Source organism: Sandarakinorhabdus sp. (assembly GCF_051860625.1).
Classification (GTDB): domain Bacteria; phylum Pseudomonadota; class Alphaproteobacteria; order Sphingomonadales; family Sphingomonadaceae; genus Sandarakinorhabdus.
Map to the genome: position 1 here is coordinate 17,982 of NZ_JBHYDQ010000004.1, position 24,204 is coordinate 42,185.

General features: G+C 64.8%; 20 protein-coding genes and 1 tRNA gene. 14 read left to right on the forward strand and 7 right to left on the reverse strand.

The features are described from left to right. Positions 1–46: 46 nt before the first annotated feature. The 3 genes from ACTIEZ_RS05295 to ACTIEZ_RS05305 form a co-directional block, all read right to left on the reverse strand. Positions 47–3,190, reverse strand: a complete 3,144-nt coding sequence (locus ACTIEZ_RS05295; protein WP_439545617.1) for an efflux RND transporter permease subunit — start codon at positions 3,188–3,190, stop codon at positions 47–49. Further along, on the reverse strand, positions 3,190–4,395 hold the full coding sequence (locus ACTIEZ_RS05300; RefSeq protein WP_439545618.1) for an efflux RND transporter periplasmic adaptor subunit: 1,206 nt from the start codon (positions 4,393–4,395) through the stop codon (positions 3,190–3,192). The genes ACTIEZ_RS05295 and ACTIEZ_RS05300 overlap by 1 nt, the downstream gene beginning before the upstream one ends. Before the next feature lie 186 nt (positions 4,396–4,581). Continuing rightward, entirely contained in the window at positions 4,582–5,412 is an 831-nt protein-coding gene (locus ACTIEZ_RS05305) for an ABC transporter permease (RefSeq protein ID WP_439545619.1), read from the reverse strand. Positions 5,413–5,483: 71 nt separating this feature from the next. On the opposite strand from ACTIEZ_RS05305, the gene ACTIEZ_RS05310 reads away from it, so the two are divergent. Both ACTIEZ_RS05310 and ACTIEZ_RS05315 read left to right on the forward strand, forming a co-directional pair. Beyond that, the gene (locus ACTIEZ_RS05310) at positions 5,484–6,047 is read left to right on the forward strand and encodes a GcrA family cell cycle regulator (protein ID WP_439545620.1); all 564 of its coding nucleotides are present in this window, start codon (positions 5,484–5,486) and stop codon (positions 6,045–6,047) included. Positions 6,048–6,114: 67 nt separating this feature from the next. Continuing rightward, a complete protein-coding gene (locus tag ACTIEZ_RS05315; RefSeq protein WP_439545621.1) occupies positions 6,115–7,596 on the forward strand; it encodes a flavin-containing monooxygenase in 1,482 nt (493 codons plus the stop codon). 75 nt (positions 7,597–7,671) lie between these two features. Here ACTIEZ_RS05315 and ACTIEZ_RS05320 read toward each other — a convergent pair whose 3' ends face one another. From ACTIEZ_RS05320 to ACTIEZ_RS05330, 3 genes are all read right to left on the reverse strand, one after another. After that, positions 7,672–8,109 (reverse strand): hypothetical protein, encoded by a 438-nt coding sequence (locus tag ACTIEZ_RS05320; protein ID WP_439545622.1) that lies wholly within the window; start codon positions 8,107–8,109, stop codon positions 7,672–7,674. 76 nt (positions 8,110–8,185) lie between these two features. After that, positions 8,186–9,196 (reverse strand): glycosyltransferase family 2 protein, encoded by a 1,011-nt coding sequence (locus tag ACTIEZ_RS05325; RefSeq protein ID WP_439545623.1) that lies wholly within the window; start codon positions 9,194–9,196, stop codon positions 8,186–8,188. A 259-nt stretch (positions 9,197–9,455) separates the two neighbouring features. Beyond that, positions 9,456–11,246: a PHA/PHB synthase family protein gene (locus ACTIEZ_RS05330; RefSeq protein ID WP_439545624.1), complete on the reverse strand. Its 1,791-nt coding sequence runs from the start codon at positions 11,244–11,246 to the stop codon at positions 9,456–9,458. Between the two features lie 126 nt (positions 11,247–11,372). On the opposite strand from ACTIEZ_RS05330, the gene ACTIEZ_RS05335 reads away from it, so the two are divergent. The 7 genes from ACTIEZ_RS05335 (at position 11,373) to ACTIEZ_RS05365 (ending at position 19,241) form a co-directional block, all read left to right on the forward strand. Further along, positions 11,373–12,584: an LL-diaminopimelate aminotransferase gene (locus ACTIEZ_RS05335; RefSeq protein WP_439545625.1), complete on the forward strand. Its 1,212-nt coding sequence runs from the start codon at positions 11,373–11,375 to the stop codon at positions 12,582–12,584. A 3-nt stretch (positions 12,585–12,587) separates the two neighbouring features. Then, positions 12,588–13,286: an HNH endonuclease gene (locus ACTIEZ_RS05340; protein ID WP_439545626.1), complete on the forward strand. Its 699-nt coding sequence runs from the start codon at positions 12,588–12,590 to the stop codon at positions 13,284–13,286. 68 nt (positions 13,287–13,354) lie between these two features. Then, positions 13,355–14,662 carry a homoserine dehydrogenase gene (locus tag ACTIEZ_RS05345; protein WP_439545627.1) on the forward strand — a complete coding sequence of 436 codons (1,308 nt, stop codon included), beginning with the start codon at positions 13,355–13,357 and terminating at the stop codon, positions 14,660–14,662. A gap of 70 nt (positions 14,663–14,732) precedes the next feature. After that, the gene (gene glpX / locus ACTIEZ_RS05350; protein ID WP_439545628.1) at positions 14,733–15,713 is read left to right on the forward strand and encodes a class II fructose-bisphosphatase; all 981 of its coding nucleotides are present in this window, start codon (positions 14,733–14,735) and stop codon (positions 15,711–15,713) included. A 41-nt stretch (positions 15,714–15,754) separates the two neighbouring features. Next, entirely contained in the window at positions 15,755–17,551 is a 1,797-nt protein-coding gene (gene recJ, locus ACTIEZ_RS05355) for a single-stranded-DNA-specific exonuclease RecJ (RefSeq protein WP_439545629.1), read from the forward strand. A 73-nt stretch (positions 17,552–17,624) separates the two neighbouring features. Continuing rightward, a tRNA-Glu gene (locus ACTIEZ_RS05360) sits at positions 17,625–17,700 on the forward strand. Between the two features lie 113 nt (positions 17,701–17,813). Further along, entirely contained in the window at positions 17,814–19,241 is a 1,428-nt protein-coding gene (locus ACTIEZ_RS05365; RefSeq protein WP_439545630.1) for an ABC1 kinase family protein, read from the forward strand. Here the strand turns inward: ACTIEZ_RS05365 and ACTIEZ_RS05370 are convergent. Further along, entirely contained in the window at positions 19,127–19,591 is a 465-nt protein-coding gene (locus ACTIEZ_RS05370; protein WP_439545781.1) for a YbaK/EbsC family protein, read from the reverse strand. The two genes, ACTIEZ_RS05365 and ACTIEZ_RS05370, sit on opposite strands and share 115 nt — an antisense overlap. Positions 19,592–19,768: 177 nt before the next feature. Between ACTIEZ_RS05370 and ACTIEZ_RS05375 the strand changes: the two genes are divergently transcribed. From ACTIEZ_RS05375 to queE, 5 genes are all read left to right on the forward strand, one after another. Beyond that, a complete protein-coding gene (locus ACTIEZ_RS05375) occupies positions 19,769–20,956 on the forward strand; it encodes an aspartate aminotransferase family protein (protein ID WP_439545782.1) in 1,188 nt (395 codons plus the stop codon). Between the two features lie 108 nt (positions 20,957–21,064). Beyond that, on the forward strand, positions 21,065–22,003 hold the full coding sequence (gene argF, locus ACTIEZ_RS05380) for an ornithine carbamoyltransferase (RefSeq protein ID WP_439545631.1): 939 nt from the start codon (positions 21,065–21,067) through the stop codon (positions 22,001–22,003). After that, on the forward strand, positions 22,003–22,893 hold the full coding sequence (locus ACTIEZ_RS05385) for an Hsp33 family molecular chaperone HslO (protein WP_439545632.1): 891 nt from the start codon (positions 22,003–22,005) through the stop codon (positions 22,891–22,893). Before argF ends, ACTIEZ_RS05385 begins: the two co-directional genes overlap by 1 nt. Then, positions 22,893–23,573 (forward strand): 7-cyano-7-deazaguanine synthase QueC, encoded by a 681-nt coding sequence (gene queC / locus ACTIEZ_RS05390; protein WP_439545633.1) that lies wholly within the window; start codon positions 22,893–22,895, stop codon positions 23,571–23,573. Before ACTIEZ_RS05385 ends, queC begins: the two co-directional genes overlap by 1 nt. Next, the gene (queE, locus tag ACTIEZ_RS05395) at positions 23,570–24,202 is read left to right on the forward strand and encodes a 7-carboxy-7-deazaguanine synthase (protein WP_439545634.1); all 633 of its coding nucleotides are present in this window, start codon (positions 23,570–23,572) and stop codon (positions 24,200–24,202) included. The genes queC and queE overlap by 4 nt, the downstream gene beginning before the upstream one ends. Positions 24,203–24,204 lie beyond the last annotated feature (2 nt).

Consider the following 24,204-nt stretch of genomic DNA (forward strand, 5'->3'; position numbering starts at 1 on the left):
CGCAACCAAGTCACCGCAAGCCCCTCCCGCTTGGGGGAGGGGAAGCTCACTCCGCGGCCTCCGGCCGGAACGCCGCCCGGCCCGGCAGTTCCTTGATCTCGCCCGCGCCGCCGCGTGAGCGGAACCGCGCCATCAAGCCTTCGATGCCGAGATACACGACCGGTGTGATGAACAGGGTCAGCACCTGGCTCACCACCAGCCCACCCATCACGGCAATGCCCAGCGGCTGGCGCAGTTCGGCACCGGCGCCGATACCCAGCGCCAGCGGCGCTGCGCCGGCCATGGCGGCAAAGGTCGTCATCATGATCGGGCGGAAACGCTTGGCAGCGGCTTCGCGGATGGCATAGGCCGGCGTCCAGCCATGCTGGCGCTGCCCGGCCAACGCGAAATCGATCATCATGATGGCGTTTTTCTTGACGATGCCGATCAACAGCACGACGCCGATGATGCCGATCACATCCAGCGGCATGCCGAACAGCCACAGGAACGCCACCGCCCCAATGCCCGCCGCCGGCAAGCCCGACAGAATGGTGATCGGGTGCGCAAAGCTTTCGTACAACACGCCCAGCACGATGTAGATCACGATGATCGCCGCCAGGAACAGGATCGGCATGGATTTGGTGCTGGCTTCATATTGCTGCGCATTGCCGCCCAGCGCCCCGGAAACGCCTGCCGGCTGGCCCAGATCAGCCGCAGCCGCCTCGATCAACGGCTTGACCGCGCTCAAGGCCACGCCCGGTTCCAGGTTGAACGACAGCGTGACGGCCGGCAACTGGCTCTGGTGCGAAACGGTCAGCGGTGCGCCTTCCACCCGGATGCGTGTCACCGCCGACAACGGCACCAGCGTGCCGCCACCGACCTGGCCGCCGCCGCCCTGGTTGGCACCGCGCACGGTCAACCGCCCGATGCTGTCGGGGTTCATCTGGCTGGCTTCGTTGATTTCCATGATCACCTGATAATCATCGGCATCGGTGAAGATCCGGCTGATCTGCTGGTTGCCATAGGCGGCAAGCAGCACGCGGCGCACCGCATCCACCGGCACGCCCAGGCGCGCGGCAGCATCACGGTCCACCTCGACGAACGCCTGGCGGCTGCCGCGCTGATAATCGCTGTTCACATCCAACAGGCCGGGCAGGCCGCGCATCGCCGCTTCCAGCTTCGGCGCGAATTCATACAGCTCGTCCTTGTCCACCGAGCTGATCGTGTACTGATAATTGGTCGGGCTGGGCCGCCCGCCCAGATTGAGATTCTGCGGCATGTTCGGATACGCCGAAAAGCCGGGAATGCCCGCCACTGCCATGCGCAACCGCGACAACACCTCTTCGGCCGAATCGCGTTCATGGCGCGGCTTCAACGGCGCGAACATGCGGCCCCGGTTGGATTCGCCACCGCCAATAATGCTGTTCACCCGCGCCACTGCCGGATCTTTTTGCACGATGGCCGCCGCAATATCCTGTTTGGCCTGCATGTCGCTGTAGCTGGCGTCCGGCGCGGCTTCGGTGCCAAAAAACACCGTGCCGGTATCCTCGGTGGGGAAAAAGCCCTTCGGCACCACCGTGAAACCCCAAACCGCCACGCCGATCGACACGACCGTCAGCACGCCAACGATCTTGCGGCGGCGCAGCGTCCAATCGAAACCACGCATGTAGGTGTTGGTCAATTTGTCGAAGGCGCCCGTGGTGATGCGTGCCACCTTGCTGGGCTCCTGATGGCCGGATTTCAGCAGGCGCGCGGCAATCATCGGGATCAACGTCAGGCTGAGCACCGCCGACACCGCGATCGAAATCGTCATCGTCACCGCAAATTCGAAGAACAATCGCCCGATAATGCCGCCCATGAACAACAATGGGATGAACACCGCGACCAGGCTGACCGAAATCGACAGCACGGTGAACGCGATCTCGTTGGCGCCGGTAACGGCGGCAACGCGCGGCTCCTCGCCATCCTCGATGTGGCGGACGATATTCTCCAGCACGACGATGGCATCATCGACAACGAAACCCGTGGCCAGCGTCAGCGCCAGCAGCGACAGATTGTCGAGATTGAAGCCGAACATGTACATGCCGGCAAAGGTGCCGATCGCCGCGACCGGCAGCACGATGGCCGGAATGAACGTGGCGCGGGCGTCGCCAAGCACCAGATAGATGACCAGGATGACCAGCAACGCCGTGCCGACCAGCGTGACCTGCGCATCGAACACCGATTCCCGCACCGATTCGGACCGGTCAACGATTTCGCTGATCTCAACCGACGGCGGCATGGCGTCCTGCACCGACGGCAACACGCGGCGCACTTCATCGACCAGCTTGACAACATTGGCGCCGGGCTGGCGCGACACCGCGATGGTCAGCGATGGCTCGCCATTGAACTTGGCCCCGCCGCGCACCCGTTCATAGCTGCTGATCACGCTGGCGACATCGCCGACCCGCACCGGCAGGCCGTTGCGCGTGGCGACGATCACGCTGGCGAATTCCTCGGGCTTGCTCAGATTGCCTGACGCTTCCAGCACGAAATTGCGTGGGCCGCCGGTGATCGAACCGACCGCCAGATTGGAATTGGCGCTGGCAACGGCGCTGCGCAGTTCATCCACGGTCAGATTGCGCGCCGCCAGTGCATCGGGATCGAACTGGATGCGGATGGCAAAGCGGCGGTCGCCATAGGTCTGCACCTGGCCGGCGCCTGGCAGCGTCGACAGCCGCGGGATCATCAGCGTGTCGACCAGGGTCTGCAACTCGTTCATCGCCCGCGTCTTGTCGCGCACCGACACGATGAACACCGGCGAATCGGCGGGATTGACCTTGGTGAAACTGGGCGGGCTCGGCATTTCCGGCGGCAGCCGGCGTGTCACGGCCGACAGCACGGATTGGACATCCAGCGCGGCGCTATCGATGTCGCGATCCAGGGCGAACTGGATGGTGATGCTGGTGCTGCCGGTGTTGCTGGTGGAAATCACCTGCTCGATACCGGCGATGGTCGACAATTGCCGCTCGATCGGTGTCGCCACCGATGCCGCCATGGTGCCGGGGTTGGCACCGGGCAGGCTGGCCTGAATCTGGATGGTCGGCAGATCAACCTCGGGCAGCGCCGAAACCGCCAGCTCGCGATAACCGAAAATGCCGGCAAAGATCACCGCCAGCGTCAGCAGCACGGTGGCCACCGGCCGCTCGACGAAGATGCGGACGAAACCCATCAGCCAGCAGCCCCGGCTGGCGCCGTCGGCGGTGGAGCCCCGGCCCGACCGGCGATCTGGGCGGCGTTCTGCGCGTCACCAGGCCGCTTCAACCGCACGGCATCGCCATCCTTCAGCCTGGCGAGCGCATCGACCACCACCTGGTCACCCGCCTTGATGCCGCTGCTCAGATAGACCTTGCCGCCCAGACGGCCCGCAACGATCACATCGCGCATCTGCACGGTGGCACCCGCACCGCGGGCCGCGCCGGCCGCCGCGCCAGCATCGGTTTTTGGTGCCGCAGCCGCCGCCGTCGTGCTTACGGCCCATACGAACGGCGCGTCACGCCCGGTCTGCACGGCACCTTCCGGCACGGTCAGATGCGGGGTTGGCGCTGCCAGCGGCAATTCGACATTCACCACCGCGCCAGGCCACAACGCGTCGCCCTGGTTGGCAAATTCGGCGCGCGCGGTCACGCCGCCGTTGCCGGGATCGACATTGTTGTCCAGAAACACCAGCTTGCCGGTGGCCAAAATCTCGCCGCCGACCTGGGTTTTCGCCACCACACGCCCGCCGCCCTGGCGCAGCACGGCCCGCGCTGCCGCAATATCTGCCGCCGGCACCAGAAAACGCACATGAATCGGCGACAATTGATTGATCGTCACCAGCGCTGCATCGCCCTGGCGCACATTGGCGCCCAGCCGTTGCTGCAATTCGCCGGTGCGCCCGGAAATCGGCGCCGTCACGGTCAGAAACGACAACTGCGTTTCGGCATTGTTCACCTGCGCCCGTGCGCTGGCAATCTGCGCGCGCGCGCCTTCGGCCGCCGCCCGCCGCTGATCGAGCACGGTGCCCGAAATAAAGCCCTTGCCCACCAGCGCTTCGGCGCGTTCGAAATCGGCGCGCGCCTGCACTTCGGTGGCAACCGCGCTGGCCAATTGCGCCCGTGCCTGCGCCAGCGCGGCTTGCGCCTGGCGGGGGTCGAGCCGGAACAGCACCTGGCCGGCGCGCACATAATCACCTTCGGCAAAGGCGATGCTGTCGATCTGGCCATCGGCACGCGGCCGCACCGCCACGCTCTGACGCGGCGTCACCGTGCCCAACGCCACCAGCGTGGGCGCATAATCTTCCATCGGTACCGCCATCGCGGCCACCAATTGCGGCGGCCGCCGATCACCGGCGCCGCCCGCTTCCTCGGTTTTGCTGCCGCACGCAGCCAGCAGCAACAGAGCGATTCCAGCCCCGGCACGCAAAAGGTTCGGATATTCAACCATGGTCTTGCTATTCAAACCCTTACGCAGCCCACACTGATACGCAGCACGACGCCGCTTCCCCCGCAGCTATTTATCGCTGCCGTTACCGTTGCAGCGGTCGGTATGCAATTACGTCGTTGCCGCATGCCGCACATCTGTTCACGCGCGCAGTTTCCAGCCCGATTTCATTACCCAATAACAGACAAACCATAGTAATGCATTGACAACCGCCAGGCCAATCGCACCTTCCAGCAGATGCCCGTCGCTGATGCCCAGAAAGCCAGCCCGAAACCCGTCGATCACATAGAAAAACGGATTCACCCGCGCCATGCTTGCCATCCACGGGCTGACCCGGTCCACCACGTAAAAGGTCCCCGACAGCAAGGTCAGCGGTTGAATCACGAAATTGCTCACCGCAGCGGCATGATCGAATTTTTCCGCCCATACGCCGGTCAGCACGCCCAGCAACGCCAGCAACACCGAACCCATCGTGCCGAAATACAGGATCAGCAGCGGATCGCGCACCACCACATTCACCCCGGGGGCCAGCGCCATCGCCAGCCACACCGCCAGACCAACCGCCCAGGCGCGTGTGAGCGCACCGGCCACCCAGGCCAGCAACAATTCGCCGGCCGACAAGGGCGGCATCAGCACATCGATGATCGATCCTTGCATTTTTGCCACCAGGATCGACGACGATGTGTTGGCAAAACTGTTCTGGATCATGCCCATCACGATCAGGCCCGGCCCCAGGAAATCCGCAAAGGGCACACCGAGCACCACATTGCCGCCGCGCCCCAGCGCCAGCGCAAAGATCACCAGAAACATCAATGTGGTGATCGCCGGCGCCCACACCGTCTGCAATTGCACCTTCCAGAAGCGCCGCACCTCTTTCAGATACAGCGTCTTCAACCCTTCCGTGTTGAAGCGCGATATCACCGGCACACCGGGCTCCGCATGGGGGGCTGGCTTGTTATTTGGCGGCGTCATGGCTATTTCACCTACGGATGAACGCTGCGGCTGCCAAGAGGCGGCCACCTCCCCCTGGATGAAGAAAAACTATGGCCTGGACCGACGAACGCATCGCCAAACTGAAACATGGCTGGGAAAGCGGCATGACCGCAACCCAGATCGCCGAGCTGCTGGGTGAAGGCGTCACTCGCAATGCCGTGATTGGCAAGGCGCACCGTCTCGGCCTGGAAAGCCGCCCATCGCCGGTGAAGGCCGCCGCCGAAGCCGCGCCAGCCGCCGCAGCGGCAACCCCGGCCCGCCCAGTGCCAGCGCCGCCGCCTGCCCCGGCCGCCAGCAGCCCGGCCCCGGCCGCAGCGCCCGTGCAGGCCGTCGCCACCCCCGCCCCGGCGAGCCCGACCGCCAACCCGGCGCCGCGCACGGCCAAGGCCAAATCCGGCAAGCAAGCGCGCACCACCTTGCTCGACCTGAACGAAAAGGTCTGCAAATGGCCGATCGGCCATCCCGACGATGCGGATTTCCATTTCTGCGGCAAGCCGACCCAACCCGGCTTTCCCTACTGCAACGAACATTGCCTGATCGCCTATCAGGCCCAGGTCGCCCGCCGCGATCGCCCGCGCCAATTGCCGACCACCTTCGGCCCAATTCGCAAGTAGCTGCGATTTTGCCCCATTGCTGCAACGCCCCTCCCGCTTTACGCAAATGTAAAGCGGGAGCCTTGGCATGACTGATAGTGATCTCGACGTTCTGATCGTTGGCGCCGGCCTGTCCGGCATCGGCGCCGCCGTGCATCTGCAGCAGAACTGCCCGAACGAACGCTGGGCGATCATCGAAGGTCGCGACGCCATCGGCGGCACCTGGGATCTGTTCCGTTATCCCGGCATAAGGTCGGACAGCGACATGTACACGCTGGGCTACCGCTTCAAGCCATGGACCGCCGCCAAGGCCATTGCCGACGGCCCGTCCATCCGCAGCTATATCCGCGAAACCGCGGCAGAACATGGCATCACGCCCCACATCCGTTTCGGCCACAAGGTGACGTCTGCGGCGTGGGACAGCAGCGCCGCGCGCTGGACGGTCACCGCCACCACCGCGACCGGCACCACCACGCTCACCGCCCGCTTCCTCTACATGTGCAGCGGCTATTATAATTATGCCGAAGGCCACCGCCCGACCTGGCCGGGTGAGGCGGATTTCGCCGGCCAGATCATCCACCCGCAATTCTGGCCCGAAAGCCTTGATTACGCCGGCAAACGCATCGTTGTCATCGGCTCCGGCGCCACGGCCGTCACCCTGGTCCCCGAACTCGCCAAGCGCGCATCGCATGTCACCATGCTGCAACGCACGCCCACCTGGATGGTCTCCCGCCCGTCCTCCGATCCCATCGCCAACGCCCTGCGCGCGGTGCTGCCGGCGCAAACCGCCTACAACATCACCCGCTGGAAAAATGTCACGATGGGCCAGTGGTTCTACAAGCAGACCCGGAAGAACCCCGGCAAGGTGCGTGAGGCCTTGTTGGGACAACTCGCGAAATTGCTGCCCGCCGATTATGATCTCGAAACCCACTTCACCCCCGGCTACAACCCGTGGGATCAGCGGCTGTGCCTGGTCCCCGACGCCGATCTGTTCCAGTCGCTTTCCGCCGGGACTGCCAGCATCGCCACCGATCAGATCGAGCGGTTCGAACCCGGCGGCATCCGCCTCGCATCGGGCCAATTGCTGGCGGCCGACATCATCGTCACCGCCACTGGCCTGAAACTGCAGGCGCTGGGCGGCATGGCCGTCACCGTCGATGGCCAGCCCCGCCGCACCGGCGACGCGCTCGCCTACAAGGGCCTGATGTTCTCCGGCATCCCCAATCTCGCCATCAGCTTCGGCTATATCAACGCCAGTTGGACCCTGCGCTCCGATCTGATCGCCGATTATGTCTGCCGGCTGCTCAACCACATGCGCAAAGTGGGTGCCGACATCGCGACGCCCACGCCCGCCGCCGATGTCACCCCCGAACGCCTGGCGATGGATCTGCAGTCCGGCTACGTCCAGCGCGGCGCCGACGCCCTCCCCCGCTCCGGCAACCGCGCGCCCTGGGTGGTCACCGCCGATTACAAATACGACCGCCGTGAACTGCTGTCAGGCCCGGTCACCGACGAAATGGATTTCGCAACCGCCAAAACGGCCGCCCCCATGCTGGAAGCGGCCGAATGACCACCTGTCCCCGCGGGGGTGAGGTCGGACTCGCGCAGCAAGCCGGGTGAGGGGTAACGAACGGCGCCGATGACCTCACCGGCACCGCACATCATTGCGCCCATTATTGCGGTTGCCGCCACGTTCGATCGCCCGCCCGGCGATCCCGCCGCCGACAGCGCCCAGAATCGTGCCCAACAAGGCCGAACCACCCGGCGCAATCACATTGCCCAACACGCCGCCACCCGCGGCGCCGATGATCAGCCCGGTGGTGCCATCGTTGCGCCTGCAGTAATAACGCCCATCCTGCCCGCGATACACACGATCACGCGCCGACAGCCGACGTTCGCGCACCCGGCGATTGTCCTGATAATAACGCCCGGCATCATAGCCGCCATAGCGCGGGTCGGGCCGATTATAGTCATATTGGCCCCAATTATTGCCCTGCCGGCCGCCAAAGCGATTGTCGCCAAACCCCGAAGCACAGCCCGAAATCGCGAGGCAGCCCGCCATCATCACCACAACACCGCGCATCGATTTTCTCCTTGGTTACAAGGGTCTCAACGCACATGATCTGGTTCGGTTCCCGGCCACAGCCGGTTCGCGCCGCTCAACCTTTCGGGCGCTCGCCAAAGGCCAGCGCAGCCGCCGCCGGCGACAATCGTGCCCGCACCGCTGCCGACGGCGGCAACTGGTGGAAACCGCGCACTGCCGCCTCGGCCCGGGCCCAGCCTTCGCCCCGCAGCAGCATCCGCACCGCCACCGCCATCGACCACACCCAGGAAAACGGCAGCATCGCCGGCATGAAACGCATCACGAAGCGGAAGCGATTGCGATAGGTGAAATAATTGGCAAACGGGCTGGCGGCGCGCGACAATGTTCCGCTGCCGATGGTGGTGCCGCCATGGTGATGCACGATCGCCTCGGCACACAGCCGGAACGGCAAGTCGCCGCGCCGCGCCGCCCAGTCCAGTTCCTCATAATACAGGAAATAATCCTCCGCCATCAGCCCGACCTGATCGACGAACGCGCGCGACGCCACCATGTTCGCGCCCGAAATGAAGTTCAGCGTGGCCGGATCGGGCATCGTAACCGCATCGGGCAACTGCCCGCTGTTCACATTGACACCAATCCCCGTCCAACGCCGCACCCGGCCGCCATCGCTCTGCACACGATGCGGCGCCTCCCGATACAGGGTGCGCCCGCCCATCAAGCCGAACACCCCGCCGGCATCCGCCGCCCGGCGATAGGCCGCCGCGGTATCGGGCATCACCACGCAATCGGGATTGAGGATCCAGAACAGATCGAATTCGCGGTGCGGAATCAACGCCTGCAACCCGATATTGCAGCCACCGCCATAACCCAGATTGGCCGACCCGCGCAGCACCGTCACCGGCGCGATCTGCTCGAACGCCAGCCCCGCCGCCTGCGCCGCCGGATACTCGGCATAGGCCACCCCCGCCGCCGCCGCCGCCGCCCGCACCACCGCCACGCTGTCATCAGTGGAGAAATTATCCGCCACCACCACCCGCAGTTCGGCGCCCTGGCTGGCCAACAGACTCGCCACGCATTCGCCGATCACATCAGCCGATTGAAATGCAACGATGATGACACCAATCATGCCGCCCCCCAAAGGCCACCCATGCAGCAGATGCGAAGGCAGGCGCAAGTCACCTTCGCCCGATCGACATGACAGGCCGGCTACCCAATCCGGAACAAGTTCAGGACGATTTGTTACTTTGACACTTGTGCTACAACCTGAGAGCGGTCGATGCCCTGCACCTCGCCCTCGGGCTTGTCACGCCCGGCCAACCGCTCCTCCGCGCCGCAAATATCTGGGCGCCGGAGCTCTTTTACATTTGCCCCGAACTAATGGTCCCTCAAATCCGCTCCTTCACATACGCCCCCGGCGCATCCTCGATGGCCTTGTACTTGCCAGCCCCCGGCACCCGCGCCTTGATCTGCTTGCCCGATCGCGGCGTCAGCCAGGCCAGCCAATCGGGCCACCAACTGCCCTTGGTCTCCTTGGCGCCGGCCACGAACGCCTCCAGCGAATCCGCCCCGGCCTCGTTCGTCCAATATTGATATTTGCCCGATGACGGCGGGTTCACCACCCCGGCGATATGCCCGCTGCCCGCCAGCACGAACCGCGTTTCGCCACTGAACGCCTTGGTCAGCTTGAAGCAACTGCGCGCCGGCGCGATATGGTCTTCCTTGCCGCCCTGGATATAGGCCGGCGTCTTCACCAGGCTCAGATCGATCGGCACCCCGCCCACCGAAATGGCCCCCGGCACCACCAGCAGGTTTTCGCGGTACATCTGCTGGATATAGTCGCTGTGCCATTTCGCTGGCACATTGGTGGCGTCGCTGTTCCAATAGAGCAGATCAAACGGGAAATAATCCTTGCCCAGCATGTAGTTGTTCACCACATAATTCCAGATCAGATCATTGGATCGCAGCAGGTTGAAGGTGCTGGCCAGATAGCGGCCGTCCATCACCGGCTTGTCGCCCTTGATCCGCTCCATCGTATCGAGCCCGGCATCATCGACGAACAATTTCAGTTCGCCAGCATCGGCAAAATCGACCTGCGCCGTGAAAAAGGTCGCGCTGGCCACTTGTTCGGCTTCACCCTTCGCCGCCAGCACCGCCAGCGCCGCCGACAGGGTGGTGCCGGCCACGCAATAGCCGATCGTATGGACGGCCGGCGTCTCGCAAATCTCCCGCACCACGTTAATCGCGGTGAACATCCCCTCCTCCACATATGTATCGAGGGTGGCATCGGCGAGGCTTTCGTCGGCATTCTTCCAGCTCACCATGAACACGGTGATGCCCTGCTCCACACACCAGCGGATGAAGCTTTTCTCGGCGGTCAGATCGAGGATGTAAAACTTGTTGATCCACGGCGGGAAGATGACCAGCGGCGTTTCAAACACTGTCTTCGTCACCGGCGCATATTGGATCAACTGGAACAGCCGGTTCTGATAAACCACCTTGCCCGGTGTGATGGCGACGTTGCGGCCGACTTCGAACGCCTTCTCGTCGGTCATCCGCATGCGCCCGGCGCTGAGATCATCCAGCAGATGCTCCAGCCCCTTCAGCAGATTGGTGCCGCCGGTTTCCGCGGTCGCCTTCAGCACATCCGGGTTGGTCAGGGCGAAATTGGACGGGCTCATCGCATCGACGAACTGCTTGATCAGGAACTGCGCCTTGGCCTTCTCCTGCGCGTCCAGGCCATCGATGCCCTGGGCGGCCGCCATCACATGATTGGCGGTCAGCAGATAGGATTGGCGCAGGAAATCGAACGCCGGGGTTTCCGCCCAGGCGGCGCTGGCGAAGCGCTTGTCCTTCACACTGGGCTTTTCGGCGTCCGACACCAGAAACCGCTGCCACAGCGCCAGCGCATCGGTCATGTACCGCTGCTGCTGCTCCATCAGCTTCATCGGATCGCTCAGCATTGCCGTCCACGCCCGCGTCCAGGTCGTCATCATGCCCAGGGGATCGGGCACCAGCGGCGCCTGGCCGTGCTCCTTGCTCCAGAATTCCAGCATCATCTGCTGGCCGCGGCCCACCAGGTCGGTAGCCTTCTGGAAATTCTGCTGGGCGATCACCTGCAGGGCCGCAGGATCGGCGAGATCGGGGGTTTTGCCGGGGGCTTTGGTGTTTTCGGGCATGCTGGTCTCCACTGCCGCCACTTTGCCCTGATGGCGCTGGCTTGGCCACATATTCTCGCCATGTCCTGCGCCGCTTTTCTTTTCCGGCGCACTTGCCTACACGCAGGCCCTACCCCGGAGCCCGACATGCAGGACGAATTCTACCGCATCAAACGTTTGCCGCCCTATGTGATCGCGGAAGTGAATGCCATGCGCGCCGCCGCCCGCGCCCGCGGCGAAGACATCATCGATCTGGGCATGGGCAATCCCGATCTGCCGCCGCCCCCGCATGTGATCGCCAAGCTCGCCGAAGTCGCTGCCAAGCCGGACGCGCACGGCTATAGCGCGTCGAAAGGCATCCCCGGCCTGCGCAAGGCCCAATCGGCCTATTATGCCAGGCGCTTCGGGGTCGATCTTGATCCCGATACCGAAGTGGTGGTCACGCTGGGTTCAAAGGAAGGCCTCGCCAATCTGGCGCAGGCGATCACTGCGCCCGGCGATGTCGTGCTGGCGCCCAACCCCTCCTATCCCATTCACACCTTCGGCTTCATCATCGCCGGCGCCACCATCCGCAGCGTGCCGACGACGCCCGACGAGGCCTATTTCGCGGCGCTGGAGCGCGCCGTGCGTTTCACGGTGCCCAAGCCCTCGGTGCTGGTGATGGGCTACCCGTCCAATCCGACCGCCGAAGTCGCCGATCTCGCCTTTTATGAACGGGTTGTGGCCTTTGCCAAGAAGCACGAAATCTGGGTGCTGTCCGATCTGGCCTATAGCGAGATCTGGTTCGATGGCTGCCCGACGCCATCCATCCTGCAGGTGCCCGGCGCCCGCGATGTGGCGGTGGAATTCACCTCGATGAGCAAGACCTACTCGATGGCCGGTTGGCGCATTGGTTTCGCTGTCGGCAACAAGACATTGATTTCGGCCCTGACCCGGGTGAAATCCTATCTGGATTATGGCGCCTTCACGCCCATTCAGGCCGCCGCCGTCGCCGCGCTGAACGGCCCACAGGATATCGTCGCGCAAAACCGCCTGCTCTATCACCGCCGCCGCGATGTGATGGTCGAAAGCTTCAGCCGCGCCGGCTGGGACATCCCGCCGCCGCGTGCCAGCATGTTCGCATGGGCGCCGCTGCCGCCTGCCCTCAAGCATCTGGGCAGCCTGGAATTCTCCAAGCAGTTGCTGGTCCACGCCGGCGTCGCCGTGGCGCCCGGAGTTGGCTATGGCGAGGACGGCGAAGGCTTCGTCCGCATCGCGATGGTCGAAAACGAACAACGCCTGCGCCAGGCCGCGCGCAACATCCGTAAATATCTGCAATCGATGGGCGTCAACACGCCGGCGGCAAAGGCGGGAGCCTGAAGCATGGGCGGCCGCCCGGAACACAACCAACATCGTGTGGACGCGTATGTGCGCATGCTAGAAAAGATTGGCGCCCCCGCATCGGTTATTGCAAAATTCCTCGCCTTAGTTGAAACTGACAACTGGATAAATGACCGAGGATATTTAAGCTCGCTTGATGATCTTTTATTGGATGCTTGCAAGTTTGAAGGATACGCTAAGCCGTTTGAAAAGAACGGCGAGAAGCGATGGATTCGACCAAGTGTATTTGAAGATACAACCGAAGCCTATTTTCCCGACCGTGCCGATGATTTAATAAACTTTGACCCAAAGCGAGAGCAAGCTTATCGCAGGGGCTACGACCAAGGTTTTTCGGCTGCGACTATGATGGTACGATCTTCGAAATCATTTAGTGAAATGAACCAAATGGCGTCGGCAATTCGTAAATGGCGATTTTCGCAAGTTTTCGCCGGTCCGACACTGCCTGGTGAGCCGGAAAATTTGGCAGTCAACATCGTTCTGAGACAGTCGATCTCGCAAAAGCTGAGATATGATGTTTTTGAGGGTGATGGGTACCGTTGTAAAGTATGTGGTTCGAGTAGGGATGATGGCGTGAAGCTTCATGTTGACCACATAGTGGCGGTCGCAAATGGTGGTACAAATGAACGTTCCAATCTTCGTACGTTATGCGATCAGTGCAATATCGGCAAAGGCGCGCGTTGATGTTCGCCTGTCCAAGCGTTTGGATTGGTGAAGCTGAAATATTTCAGGTTTTCGAATAGGTGGAACGTATGAATATTCCTCCCAGCAAACCATACTTGCGGGTTGGCCTCGCCGGCCTCGGCAATGTCGGCGCCGGCGTCGTCAAGGTGCTGAACTGGAACGCCGACCTCATTTCCCGCCGCGCCGGCCGGCCGATCGTGGTGGCGGCGGTGTCGGCCCGTGATCGCGGCCGGGATCGCGGCATTTCATTGGATGGCATGGCCTGGGTCGATGATGCCGCCGAACTGGCTACCCGCGACGATGTCGATGTGGTGGTCGAACTGATCGGCGGTAGCGATGGCCCGGCCCTCACGCTGGCCCGGCGCACCTTCGCGGCCGGCAAGCCACTGGTGACAGCCAACAAGGCGATGCTCGCACACCACGGCATGGAACTGGCACAAATCGCTGAAACTGCTGGGCTTCCGCTGAAATATGAAGCAGCTGTCGCCGGTGGCATTCCGGTCATCAAGGGGTTGGCCGAGGGCGCCGCTGCCAACCGCATCACCCGCGTCTATGGCCTGATGAACGGCACCTGCAATTATATCCTTTCGCGCATGGAATCCGAAGGGCTGGATTTCGCCGCCGTGCTCGCCGACGCGCAGGCGCTTGGCTTTGCCGAGGCCGACCCGAGCTTCGACATCGATGGCATCGATACCGCGCACAAATTGTCGATCCTGGCGGCGCTGGCCTTTGGCGGACGCATCGATTTTGCCGGTGTCGCCACCCACGGCATCCGCGCCATCGCTCAGGCCGATATCGCCCAGGCCGCCGCGCTGGGCTTCCGCATCAAGCTGGTCGGCCTTGCCGAGGTGCAGGATGGCCACCTGTTCCAACGCGTTCACCCCGCCCTGGTGCCGATCGACAACCCGGTCGCCACCACCATGGGCAGCTTGAACGCCGTGGTGGTCGAAGGCGATTTCGTCGGCCGGCTGTTCTTCCAGGGCCGCGGCGCCGGTGAAGGCCCCACTGCCAGCGCGGTGGTCGCCGATCTTGTCGATATTGCCCGCGGCGATGTCCGCCCGCCGTTCGTGATGCCGGTTGCCGATCTCACCGCCCTGCCCCGCGCGCCGGCGGCCGACCGCCAGGGCCGCTATTATCTGCGCCTCAGCGTCGCCGACCGCGCCGGCGTGCTCGCCGAGCTGACCGCCGTGTTGCGCGACTGCGGCGTCTCCATCGAAAGCCTGGTGCAGCGCGGTACCACCAGCGACGGTGCCGCCATGCTGGTGATGGTCACCCACCAGGCACGCGAAGCCGATGTGCTGGCCAGCCTGGCGCAGATGGCGGCATCCCCATCGGTCAGTGGGCAGCCGGTGATGATGCACATCCTCGATTTTTGACACTTTGCGCCGCGCCAGCGCCGCGCGTAAAGCACATGCAACCTTTGATTCGAAACGAGGTATTCCCGGTATGACGTCTGTCAGCAATATGCTCGAGCGCGTGCTCGTGCTTGAAATGGTTCGCGTTACCGAAAACGCAGCCATCGCGGCCTCGCACCTGATCGGCAGAGGCAACGAAAAGGCCGCCGATGCTGCCGCCGTGGAAGCCATGCGCGACGCCCTCAACCAGCTTGAACTCGATGGCACGGTGGTGATCGGCGAAGGCGAGCGGGACGAGGCGCCGATGCTGTTCATCGGCGAAAAGGTCGGCAAGGCCATCGGGACCGGTCCACGCATCGATATCGCGCTCGATCCGCTGGAAGGCACCACCATCACGGCCAAGGCCGGTCCCAATGCGCTGGCCGTGCTGGCCATTGCCGAAGAAGGTGGTCTGCTCAACGCCCCCGACGTCTATATGGACAAGATTGCCGTCGGCCCCGGCTATCCGGACGGCGTGATCGATCTGCGCCGCAGCGCGACGGAGAATGTGCGCGCCGTCGCCGCCGCCAAGGGCGTGAAGCCCGGTGAGCTCATTGTCTGCGTGCTCGATCGCCCGCGCCACGAAGCGCTGGTGGCGGAACTGCGCGGCCTGGGCTGCGGCATCATGCTGATCCCCGATGGCGATGTCGCCGGCGTGATCGCCACCACCAATCCCGACACCGGCATCGACATCTACATGGGTTCGGGCGGCGCACCCGAAGGCGTGCTGGCAGCCGCCGCCCTGCGCTGCGTCGGCGGCCAGATGCAGGGCAAATTGTTGTTCCGCAACGATGATGAGCGTGGCCGCGCGCGGCGCTGGGGCATCGAGGATCTCGATCGCATCTACGATCTCACCGATCTGGCCAAGGGCGATTGCATCTTCGCCGCCACTGGCGTCACCGACGGTTCGATGCTGAAAGGTGTCAAGCGCCGCAAGGATGGCGTGATCACCACCCAGAGCGTGGTGATGCGCGCCAGTTCCGGCACCATCCGCTGGGTCAGCGGCGAACATCGCGGTCACCGCCACAGCTAATCGGCTTGCAGAGCGCAGGTGGCGGCTCGCATAAGGCCGGGATGAGCCTTCCTCCCCCGCGCCCCGTGCTTGGCGTCGCAGCATCCCTTTCCGGCCAGCCCTGGGCCTGGCGCGGTGGCATCGTGCCCGGCGACGGCCTGGATGGGCGCGGCGCCGATGATCTGCTGCAGCATCTGTTCCGCACGCGCGGCGCCGATCCGGCCGATTTTGCGCGCCTGAAAAGCCCCACGCTGCGCGACTGGCTGCCCGATCCGTCGATCTTTGCCGATATGGATGTGGCTGCCGAACGCCTGGCCCTGGCGCTGCGCCGCGATGAAGCCATTGTGATCTATGGCGATTATGATGTGGATGGCGCCACGTCCGCTGCCGTGCTGATCCGTTATCTGCGCAGCGTGGGCGGCAAGGTCGGCCATTATATCCCGGATCGCCTGCTGGAAGGCTATGGCCCCTCGGCCGGCGCGCTGGTGGCGCTGAAACAGGCTGGTGCCGATCTGGTGGTCACTGTCGATTGCGGCACGCAGGGCTTCGAAGCGCTGTCGGCCGCGAAATTGGCCGGCCTGGATGTGATCGTCGTCGATCACCACAAGGCCGGCACGGCGCTGCCAGACGCGATCGCGCTGGTGAACCCCAATCGACTCGACGAAGCCGCCAAGGCCGCCGCCCATGGCCATCTGGCCGCCGTCGGAATGGCCTTTCTGCTGGCGGTCGCGCTCAACCGCCTGCTGCGCACGCAGGGCTGGTTCGCCAGCCGAGAGGCGCCCAATCTGCTTGATCTGCTCGATCTGGTGGCGCTGGGCACGGTCGCCGATGTCGCGGCTTTGCAAGGGCTTAACCGCGCTTTCGTGACTCAGGGTCTGAAGGTGATGGCCCGGCGCGGCAATATCGGCATTGCCGCGCTCAGCGACGCCGCCCGCCTATCCCGCGCGCCAATCGCACGCGATCTCGGCTTTGCGCTCGGCCCGCGCGTCAATGCCGGCGGACGCGTTGGCCAGGCTGATCTGGGCGTGCGGCTGCTCACCACCCATGATGCTGGCGAAGCCGCCGGCATTGCCGCCGAACTCGACCGGCTGAATCAGGAAAGGCGCGGGATCGAGCAGGACGTGACCGATGCCGCCATGCGCTTCGCCGGCGATGCCGCCGCTGGCTGCGCCGTCGTCGCCGGCGACGGCTGGCACCCCGGCGTCATCGGCATCGTCGCGTCCCGCCTGAAGGAACGGCTCGGCCGCCCGGCGATCGTGATTGCAATACAGGAGGATGGCACCGCCAAAGGCTCCGGGCGCTCGATTACCGGTGTGGATCTCGGTGCTGCCGTGCTGGCGGCCAAGGACGAAGGCTTGCTGATCGCCGGCGGCGGCCATGCCATGGCGGCCGGGTTGACGGTGGCGGCCGACAAGATTGCCGCACTGGCCGAATTTCTCGACCAGCGATTGGCTGCGGCTGTCACGCAGGCCACCGCCCATCGCCACCTCGCCATCGATGCCGCCGTCGCCCCGCGCGGGCTGAATGCGGGGCTGGTCGATGTGCTGGAAACCGCCGGCCCTTATGGCCAGGGCTGGCCAGCGCCGCGGGTTGCCGCCGGGCCGTTTCAGGTGGTGGATGCGCGCATCGTCGGCGAAAATCATCTGCGTTTGCAACTGGCTGGCCCCGATGGCGGCCGCATCAAGGCCATGGCCTGGCGCCACGGCGACAGCGAACTGGGCGCCGCGCTGCAAGGCGCTGGGCACGGCGCCGGCCGCCGCCCGATCCACGTTGCCGGCCGCGTCAAACGTGATGAATGGACCGGCGGTGACGCCGTCGAGCTGGAGCTGGACGACGCCGCCTGGGCCGATGGCCGCTGAGCTTTCCACAGGCAATTTCAAAATCGCGGTTGACGCCGCCCTGCCAGACCAATAACAGGCGCCTCTCGCTGCTGGTCCCTTCGTCTAGCGGTCTAGGACGTCGCCCTTTCACGGCGAAAACACGGGTTCGAGTCCCGTAGGGATCACCATCTTGAAAAGGCCGGCTTTTTGCCGGCCTTTTTCGTATCCGGTCCCGGCAATCCAGTGGCAGCGGCAATGCCACGCACTGGCGCAGGCGCCCGCTGCAGGGCAAAGCACCCCCATGCAGCCGCCCCGCCCCCCCCATCGTCCCCGCGCTGTTCCCGCCACCCGCCTGTCGCGCCTTGCGGGCTTTGGCCGGCTGGCGGGCGGCATTGTCGGCAATGTCATCGGTGGCGGGGCCGGCCAGGTGATGCGCGGGCAGCGGCCCGAATTGTCCAGCCTGTTGCTCACCCCGGCCAACGCCAAGCGCCTGGCCGACGAACTGGCCCGGCTGCGCGGCGCGGCCATGAAGCTGGGCCAACTGATTTCCATGGACGATGGCGATATCCTGCCGCCGGAACTGTCCGAAATCCTCGCCCGCCTGCGCTCCGAAGCCGATCCGATGCCGCAGGCGCAACTGGAACAGGTGCTGGTCGGCGGCTGGGGCCCCAACTGGCGCGCGCAGTTCCAGCATTTCGATGATCGCCCCATCGCCGCGGCTTCGATTGGCCAGGTCCACCGCGCCACCGCGCTCGATGGCCGCGATCTGGCGATCAAGGTGCAATATCCCGGTGTTGCCGGCAGCATCGATGCCGATGTCGACAATGTCGCCACGCTGGTCAAACTGTCCGGCCTGGTGCCATCGGGCTTTGCCATCGGGCCGTTGCTCGATGAGGCCAAGCGCCAGCTCCACGAAGAAGCCGACTATGTGCGCGAAGGCGAGATGCTGGCCCGCTATGGCGCGCTGGCGGCAAGTTGGCCCGAAGTCGTGGTGCCCGCGCTCGCCGCCGATCTGTCCACTCCCACCATCCTGGTGATGGGCCATGTCAAGGGCGTCGCCATCGATCGCATCGCTGCCCTGCCCCAGGCCGAGCGGGATCGGGTGATGACCCTGATGCTGCGCCTGCTGATGGCCGAATTGTTCGATTGGCGCCTGATGCAGACCGATCCGAATTTCGCAAATTATCGTTACGACTTGAACAGCGGCCGGCTGGTCCTGCTCGATTTCGGCGCCGCGCGTGAGGTGCTGCCGGCGACCAGCGACGCCTATCGCGCCATGCTGGCCACCGGCATGGCCGGCGACGATGAAGGCCTGCTCGCCGCGATGCAGGGCATCGGCCTGATCCCGCCCGACGCGCCGCCGGCGATGCGGGGCACCTTGATCGAGATGGCCCGCGACGGCTTTGCGCCGCTGCGCACGGATGGCGCCTTCGATTTTGGCGGCAATGGCCTGGCCAGCAACCTGAAGGAACAATCCGCCAGCCTGATCGCCGCGCGCGAACATTTCCGGGCGCCGCCGCCCGATCTGCTGTTCATTCAGCGCAAGATCGCCGGCATGTATCTGCTCGCCGCCCGGCTGAAGGCCCGGGTCGATGTGGCGGCGCTGGTGCGGCCCTACACCAATTTGCAGGCGTCTACCCAGCCGCGCGACACCAGCGCTGCCAGCCGGTCAGGCGCGATTTCCACCGAGGATTCGCGCGAACCGGCCGCCGGGAACACGCTGGCATAATCCCGCAGCGACACGTCCAGCCACACCGGCAGCGCCGTCGCCAGCCCAAACGGACAAACACCGCCGACGGCATGACCGGTCAGCGCCAGCGTCTCCTCGGCATCCAGCATGCGCGGCTTGCCGCCCAGAGCCGCCCGGCATTTCTGATTGTCCAGCCGGGCGTCGCCGCGTGTCACCAGCAGCAACACCGCGTCGTTCACCCGCAATGCCAATGTCTTGGCAATGCGGCCCGGTGCAACGCCCAGCGCCGCTGCGGCTTCGGCCACTGTCGCTGTCGAGGCGCCCGGTATGATCACCGGCACATCCCGCGCGTGCGCTGCCAGCCAGTTCAGAACATCCTCATGCGCCATGGTGCTGAAACTGCCCGGCTTTGCTGCGACGTACAAGCCTCAGCAGAAGGGGTTGAGAGGGCGCGGCCAAATCGCTATACGCTTGGCGCAGAAGGCGTGCTCGCTCAGGGCCGCCTTTTTGCGTTGCACTTCATGCGATCCGGCGCCCGCATCCTGGCGCCGCCTGGGAACGAGACGATGACGATCAGCCCGCTGATGCCCGTATATGGCCGGTGTGAGGTTGCGCCCGTCCGCGGTGACGGTTGCTACCTGTACGACGCGCAAGGGCGCGAATGGCTGGATATGGCCAGCGGCATCGCGGTCAATTGCCTGGGCCATGGCCATCCCCACCTGGTGGCCGCCATCCAGAAACAGGCCGCCACGCTGATGCACACCTCCAACCTCTACAAGGCCCCGGCGCAGGAACATCTGGCGCAGCGGCTGGTGGACCTGACCTTTGCCGATACGGTGTTCTTCACCAACAGCGGCGCCGAAGCTTTTGAATGTGCGGTGAAAACGGCATTTTCCTATCACTATGCCATGGGGAACCCGCACAAGCATCGCGTCATCACCTTCTCCAACGCGTTCCACGGCCGCACAATGGCGGCGATTTCCGCGACCGATCAGGAAAAGCTGCGCAAGGGCTTCGAGCCACTGCCGGACTGGTTCAAGGTGGTGCCGTTCGACGATCTCGCCGCCGCCGAAGCCGCCATCGACGATACGGTCGGCGCTTTCATGGTCGAGCCGATCCAGGGCGAAGGCGGCATCCGCCCGGCCAGCCCGGAATTCCTGAAGGGCCTGCGTGCGCTGGCCGATCAACACGGCCTGCTGCTGATCCTGGATGAGGTCCAGTGCGGCGTTGCCCGCACCGGCGCGCTGTTTGCCCACGAACTTTATGGCGTCACGCCCGACATCATGGCGATTGCCAAGGGCATTGGCGGCGGCTTCCCGGTTGGCGCCTGCCTTGCCACCGAAAAGGCTGCGGCCGGCATGGTGATCGGCACCCATGGCAGCACCTATGGTGGCAATCCGCTGGCGATGGCGGCCTGCGAAGCCGTGCTCGATATCGTCGCCGAACCGGCGTTTCTGCAGCGCGTGCGCACGATGGGCGCCCGGCTGACCGAAGCGCTGGAACAGATGATCCCCAATCATGATGATCTGTTCGACAGCGTGCGCGGCCACGGCCTGATGCTGGGTCTCAAGCTGAAAACCGACAGCCGCGCCTTTGTCGCCCACGCCCGCAGCCACGGCATCCTGGCGGTTGCCGCCGGCGACAATGTCGTGCGCCTGCTGCCGCCGCTGACCATCGAGGAAAAGCAGATCCGCGAATGTGTGGATCGCCTGTCCGCCGCCGCCCGCAGCTATCAACCGGCTGTGGCTGCCTGAGATTCCCCTCCCCTTCAGGGGAGGGGTCAGGGGTGGGGCTGTAGCCTTTGTCCCCACCCTTCCCCAACCCAAACCCCTCCCCTCAAAAGGGAAGGGAGAGAGTAGAAGATGCCGCATTTTCTTGATCTTGCCGCTGCCGAATCGGCAGGTTTGCGCACCATTCTCGATGAAGCGCACCGCCGCAAGGCCGCCCGCGCTGGCTGGCCCAAGGGTCGGGTCGATGCCGATGCGCCATTGGCCGGCCATGTTCTCGGCATGATCTTCGAAAAGCCCAGCACCCGCACGCGTTTCTCGTTCGACATGGCGGCGCGCCAGTTGGGCGCCACCACCATCGTCTCCAGCGCCGGCGAAATGCAGTTGGGCCGCGGTGAAACCATCCCCGATACCGCGCGCGTACTCAGCCGCATGGTCGATGCACTGATGCTGCGCACCAACAGCCACGACAAGCTGGAGAAGCTGGCCCAGCATGCCAGTGTGCCGGTGATCAATGGCCTGACCGACCTCACCCACCCGTGCCAGGTGATGGCCGATATCATGACCTTCGAAGAGCGTATGGGCCGTGCCGTGACGGGCTCGACCTGGGCCTATGTCGGCGATGGCAACAACATGACCAATTCGCTGATCGAGGCGGCGTCGCTGCTGAAATTCGATCTGCGGGTGGGGGTGCCGCGCGGGCTCGATCCCGATCCGGGCATGATGGCCACCGCCTGCGCGCGCGGCGGCTGCATCGGCCTGTATCACACCCCCCAGGAGGCGATGGTGAACGCCGATTGTGTCGTCACCGATACCTGGGTGTCGATGGGGCAGAGCGAAGCCAAGGAAAAGCTCGCCGCCTGCACCCCGTTCCAGGTGAATGACGCGTTGATGGCGCAGGCCAATCCCGGCGCCATCTTCCTGCATTGCCTGCCGGCGCATCGGAACGAGGAAGTGACCGACAGCGTGATGGACGGACCGCAATCGGCCGTGTGGGACGAAGCCGAAAATCGCCTGCATGTGCAGAAGGCGATCCTGCTCTGGTGTCTGGGCCGGATCGGTGGAGCCGATTGATGCGCCCGGAAGGCATTGCCCCCACTGCCGATCGCACGCTGGGCTTCATGGTGCCGGCGCGCGGCGCCCGCGGCCAGATCGTGCGCCTGGACGCCACGCTGAACGCCATCCTCGCCGCCCACCCCTATCCCGAACCACTGATCCGGCTGCTCGCCGAGGCGTTGATGCTGACCGCACTGGTCGGCGCCACCATGCGCCTGCACGATGGCCAGGTGACGGTGCAGGCATCGGCCAAGGGCGGCGCCATCGAACTGCTGGCCTGCGATTGGCGCGCCGGAGAGCTGCGCGGCCATATCAAGTTCGATGCCCAAGTCCCTGTTTCAGATGGGATGACCCTGCCGGAACTGTTCGGCAAAGGCTATCTGGCGATCACCGTCGATCAGGCCGCCTCCGAAGAGCGCTGGCAGGGCATCGTGCCGCTGGAGGGCCATAGCCTGGCCGCCGCATTGGAAGGCTGGTTCGGCCAATCGGAACAATTGCCGACGCTGATGCGTATCGGCGTCGCCGGCAGTGCCGAAACCGGCTGGCTGGCCGGCGGAATCCTGGTGCAGCATCTGGCCCGCGCCGAAATCGGCGGCGAACGCCTGGATGCCGGCGAACAGCATCCCGATTGGGAACATGTCGCGGCGCTGGCCGGCACGACGACCGCCGAAGAACTGACCGACGCCGATCTTTCGGCCGAAGCCCTGCTCTGGCGGCTGTTCCACGAAGAACAGGTGCGGGTCACGCCGGGCCCGACACCGGTGCGCGGCTGCCGCTGTTCGGCGGCGCATATCCGCGACGTGCTGCTGCGCTTCCCCGAAACCGAACGCGCTGACATGCGCGACGACAAGGGCCTGATTTCGGTCGACTGCCAATTCTGCAGCCGCGTGTTCGCGATTGCGGCCTGATGACCGGCAGGCTGGCGCCCAAGACCGCTGTCGTATTGCTGTCGGGCGGGCTGGATTCCACCACGGTCGCCGCCATGGCCAGGGCGCAAGGCTGGCGGTTGCTGGCGCTGACCATCGACTATAACCAGCGCCACCGCATCGAACTGGACCATGCCGCCCGCGTCGCCGACGCCCTGGGAGCCGAACGCCATATCGTGCTGCCGCTTGATCTCACCGGTTTCGGCGGTTCGGCGCTGACCGCCGATATCGACGTGCCCAAGGACGGCGTGATGCCCGGCATCCCGATCACCTATGTCCCGGCGCGCAACACCATCTTCCTGTCGGTGGCGCTGGGTTGGGCCGAAGCCGCCGGCGCGCGCGATCTGTTCATCGGCGTCAACGCCTTGGATTTCAGCGGCTATCCCGATTGCCGTCCGGAATTCATCGCGGCGTTCGAAGCCATGGCCAACACCGCCACCAAGGCCGGGGTGGAGGGCGCAGCGTTCAAGGTGCACACGCCGTTGATGACGCTCGACAAGGCCGGGATCATCGCCGCCGCCCACGCTGTCGGCGCACCGTTGCACCTCACCTGGTCCTGTTATGACCCAACGCCGGCCGGGAACCCGTGCGGCGCCTGCGATAGTTGCCGCCTGCGCGCCAAGGGCTTTGCCGAAGCCGGCGTCGTGGACCCGGCCCTATGAGTTACACGGTCAAGGAATTGTTCCTCACGCTGCAAGGCGAAGGCGCCCAGACCGGGCGCCGCGCGGTGTTCCTGCGTTTTGCCGGCTGCAACCTGTGGACGGGACGTGAGCAGCATCGCGCCACCGCGGTGTGCACCTTCTGCGACACGGATTTCGTCGGCACCAATGGCCCAGGCGGCGGCAAGTTCGCCGATGCGCAGGTGCTCGCCGACACGGTCGCCGCCTGCTGGGGCGATACGCCAGACCATCGCCTCGTCGTCTGCACCGGCGGCGAGCCACTTCTGCAGCTCGACACGCCGCTGATCGCCGCCCTGCACGCCCATGGCTTTGAAATCGCGATCGAAACCAACGGCACGCAGGTGGCGCCGCCCGGCATCGACTGGATCTGTGTCAGCCCCAAGGCCGATGCGCCGCTTGCCTTGACGGCCGGCAATGAACTGAAACTCGTCTATCCCCAGCCCAAGGCGATGCCCGAACGCTTCGCACACCTGCCCTTTCAGCATTTCTTCCTACAACCGATGGACGGCCCCAATCAGGCCGCCAACACCCAGGCCGCCATCGCCTATTGCCTAACCCACCCGCAATGGCGGCTTGGCCTGCAGACGCACAAGGTGATCGGGTTGCCTTGATC

Bases quoted from the DNA above. Each gene is read 5' to 3' on its own strand.
- ACTIEZ_RS05315 (WP_439545621.1), top strand. From the start codon at position 6,115: ATGACTGATAGTGATCTCGACGTTCTGATCGTTGGCGCCGGCCTGTCC.
- ACTIEZ_RS05335 (WP_439545625.1), top strand. From the start codon at position 11,373: ATGCAGGACGAATTCTACCGCATCAAACGTTTGCCGCCCTATGTGATC.
- ACTIEZ_RS05295 (WP_439545617.1), bottom strand. From the start codon at position 3,190: ATGGGTTTCGTCCGCATCTTCGTCGAGCGGCCGGTGGCCACCGTGCTG.
- ACTIEZ_RS05310 (WP_439545620.1), top strand. From the start codon at position 5,484: ATGGCCTGGACCGACGAACGCATCGCCAAACTGAAACATGGCTGGGAA.
- glpX (WP_439545628.1), top strand. From the start codon at position 14,733: ATGACGTCTGTCAGCAATATGCTCGAGCGCGTGCTCGTGCTTGAAATG.
- recJ (WP_439545629.1), top strand. From the start codon at position 15,755: ATGAGCCTTCCTCCCCCGCGCCCCGTGCTTGGCGTCGCAGCATCCCTT.
- ACTIEZ_RS05345 (WP_439545627.1), top strand. From the start codon at position 13,355: ATGAATATTCCTCCCAGCAAACCATACTTGCGGGTTGGCCTCGCCGGC.
- ACTIEZ_RS05340 (WP_439545626.1), top strand. From the start codon at position 12,588: ATGGGCGGCCGCCCGGAACACAACCAACATCGTGTGGACGCGTATGTG.
- queC (WP_439545633.1), top strand. From the start codon at position 22,893: ATGACCGGCAGGCTGGCGCCCAAGACCGCTGTCGTATTGCTGTCGGGC.
- queE (WP_439545634.1), top strand. From the start codon at position 23,570: ATGAGTTACACGGTCAAGGAATTGTTCCTCACGCTGCAAGGCGAAGGC.
- ACTIEZ_RS05385 (WP_439545632.1), top strand. From the start codon at position 22,003: ATGCGCCCGGAAGGCATTGCCCCCACTGCCGATCGCACGCTGGGCTTC.
- ACTIEZ_RS05370 (WP_439545781.1), bottom strand. From the start codon at position 19,591: ATGGCGCATGAGGATGTTCTGAACTGGCTGGCAGCGCACGCGCGGGAT.
- ACTIEZ_RS05375 (WP_439545782.1), top strand. From the start codon at position 19,769: ATGACGATCAGCCCGCTGATGCCCGTATATGGCCGGTGTGAGGTTGCG.
- ACTIEZ_RS05365 (WP_439545630.1), top strand. From the start codon at position 17,814: ATGCAGCCGCCCCGCCCCCCCCATCGTCCCCGCGCTGTTCCCGCCACC.
- argF (WP_439545631.1), top strand. From the start codon at position 21,065: ATGCCGCATTTTCTTGATCTTGCCGCTGCCGAATCGGCAGGTTTGCGC.
- ACTIEZ_RS05320 (WP_439545622.1), bottom strand. From the start codon at position 8,109: ATGCGCGGTGTTGTGGTGATGATGGCGGGCTGCCTCGCGATTTCGGGC.
- ACTIEZ_RS05325 (WP_439545623.1), bottom strand. From the start codon at position 9,196: ATGATTGGTGTCATCATCGTTGCATTTCAATCGGCTGATGTGATCGGC.
- ACTIEZ_RS05305 (WP_439545619.1), bottom strand. From the start codon at position 5,412: ATGACGCCGCCAAATAACAAGCCAGCCCCCCATGCGGAGCCCGGTGTG.
- ACTIEZ_RS05330 (WP_439545624.1), bottom strand. From the start codon at position 11,246: ATGCCCGAAAACACCAAAGCCCCCGGCAAAACCCCCGATCTCGCCGAT.